This window comes from Bacillus sp. JJ1764, from assembly GCF_036962145.1.
Taxonomy (GTDB): Bacteria; Bacillota; Bacilli; order Bacillales; family Cytobacillaceae; genus Neobacillus.
In genome coordinates this window covers 1-1,904 of sequence record NZ_JBALNY010000255.1, presented here as the reverse complement: position 1 = coordinate 1,904, position 1,904 = coordinate 1, and the positions used below count along the sequence as shown (strand labels likewise).

Genomic DNA, 1,904 nt, shown 5'->3' with positions numbered 1-1,904 from the left:
AACATACAAGTTTAACAGAGCCATTTTATAAAGCATAGGAGAAGGAATGATGTTTACAGGAATAATTGAAGAAATTGGCATTGTTTCAAACGTTCAAAGGACAGGGGAGGCGATTGTCCTGACTATTGAAGCCCAAAAGATTCTTGAGGATGTTCATTTGGGTGACAGTATTGCTGTGAATGGAGTTTGTTTGACTGTTACATCGTTTACAGGAAAACAGTTCACTGTCGATGTCATGCCTGAATCAGTTCGTGCGACAAGTTTGAATGTGATTAGGCGGGGTTCCAAAGTGAATTTAGAGCGGGCCATGGCAGCAGGCGGCCGGTTCGGAGGGCATTTTGTTTCCGGGCATATTGATGGGACAGGGAGAATCAAAAGTAAAAAGTCGTATGAAAATGCAGTTTATTATGAGATCGAGACTGAACCCGATATTTTAAGGTATGTAATTTTAAAAGGTTCTATTGCTGTAGACGGAACGAGTCTGACCGTTTTTGAAGTTACAGAAACTGGTTTCACACTTTCGTTAATTCCCCATACGCTCTCTGAAACCGTTCTTGGTTTTAAACAAACGGGTGATATTGTTAATTTGGAGTGCGATATGATTAGTAAATATGTGGAACACTATATTCAACATTTTTCGAAAAGAACATCTGCAACCAAAAACGGCGGGATTACAGCACAATTTTTAGAGGATCATGGGTTTTAATAGTCAGGGCTTCATAGAAGGAGTGAAGGAAAATGTTTGATTCAATTGAAGAGGCGATAGCTGACTTAAAACAAGGCAAAGTTATTATAGTCTGTGATGATGAGGACCGAGAAAACGAGGGTGACTTTATTGCCTTAGCTGAAAAAGCAACCCCTGAAATCATTAATTTCATGGTGACCTATGGAAGAGGGTTAGTTTGTGTTCCCATCGAAAAGGAGTTGGCCCATAAGCTAGATCTAAAGCCTATGGTAGAAAAAAATACTGACTCACATGGCACTGCCTTCACCGTTAGTATTGATCACAAATTTACATCAACAGGTATTTCTGCTTTTGAACGCTCAACCACCATCATGAATTTGCTTAAACAAAATGCGAAGGGTGAAGATTTCAAGAGGCCAGGGCATGTTTTTCCCCTAATAGCTAAAAACGGTGGGGTTCTTGTGAGAAATGGACATACTGAGGCTGCTGTAGACTTGGCGAAATTATCGGGAGCTAAACCAGCAGGAGTGATTTGTGAAATTATGAATGAGGATGGTACGATGGCACGGGTTCCGGAACTTCGTAAAATCGCAGACCGTCTGGATTTAAAGATGATTACCATCAAGGAATTGATTGAATACAGAAAGACAATGGAAACGTCAATGAATCTCAACTTGACAACCCAGGTCTAAATCATGATTGGAGGAAAGTAAATGGGAAATTTATATGAAGGAAATTTAGTAGGTTCAGGCCTGAAAATTGGTATTATTGCCGGACGATTTAATGAATTTATTACTGGAAAATTGGTCAGTGGTGCTCAAGATGCTCTGAAAAGACACGGCGTTGGTGAAGAGGATGTAGATATTGCTTGGGTCCCAGGTGCATTTGAAATTCCATTAATAGCTCAAAAAATGGCACACAGTAAAAAATATGACGCTGTTATTACATTAGGAGCTGTCATTCGAGGGTCCACTCCGCATTTTGATTATGTGTGTAACGAAGCAGCTAAAGGTGTAGCTGCTGCCTCTATTAGCAGTGGGGTTCCTGTCATTTTCGGTGTATTAACGACAGATTCCATTGAACAAGCCATTGAACGTGCCGGTACCAAAGCTGGAAATAAAGGCTGGGAAGCAGCGGCATCCGCTATTGAAATGGCGAATCTTTGCCAAACCTTAGAGTTGTAAAAGGCAATATTTTAAAATAAGGCTGTGTTAAAGAA

The 1,904-nt window shown here is 40.4% G+C and carries 2 protein-coding genes and 1 pseudogene; all 3 read left to right on the top strand.

From position 1 onward, the window contains the following. Window positions 1-49: 49 nt before the first annotated feature. The 3 genes and pseudogenes from ribE to ribH all read left to right on the top strand — a co-directional run bounded on the left by ribE (window position 50) and on the right by ribH (window position 1,869). Window positions 50-706, top strand: coding sequence for a riboflavin synthase (ribE, locus tag V7083_RS23525; protein WP_335482627.1), 657 nt, complete (start codon window positions 50-52; stop codon window positions 704-706). 32 nt (window positions 707-738) lie between these two features. Further along, a pseudogene (ribB, locus tag V7083_RS23520) lies at window positions 739-1,341 on the top strand (3,4-dihydroxy-2-butanone-4-phosphate synthase); the annotation flags it as partial. Window positions 1,342-1,398: 57 nt separating this feature from the next. After that, window positions 1,399-1,869 carry a 6,7-dimethyl-8-ribityllumazine synthase gene (gene ribH, locus V7083_RS23515; protein WP_335482625.1) on the top strand — a complete coding sequence of 157 codons (471 nt, stop codon included), beginning with the start codon at window positions 1,399-1,401 and terminating at the stop codon, window positions 1,867-1,869. Window positions 1,870-1,904: the final 35 nt, after the last annotated feature.

Excerpts from the sequence above, each read along its gene's own strand:
- ribE (WP_335482627.1), top strand. The coding sequence starts at position 50 with ATGTTTACAGGAATAATTGAAGAAATTGGCATTGTTTCAAACGTTCAA.
- ribH (WP_335482625.1), top strand. The coding sequence starts at position 1,399 with ATGGGAAATTTATATGAAGGAAATTTAGTAGGTTCAGGCCTGAAAATT.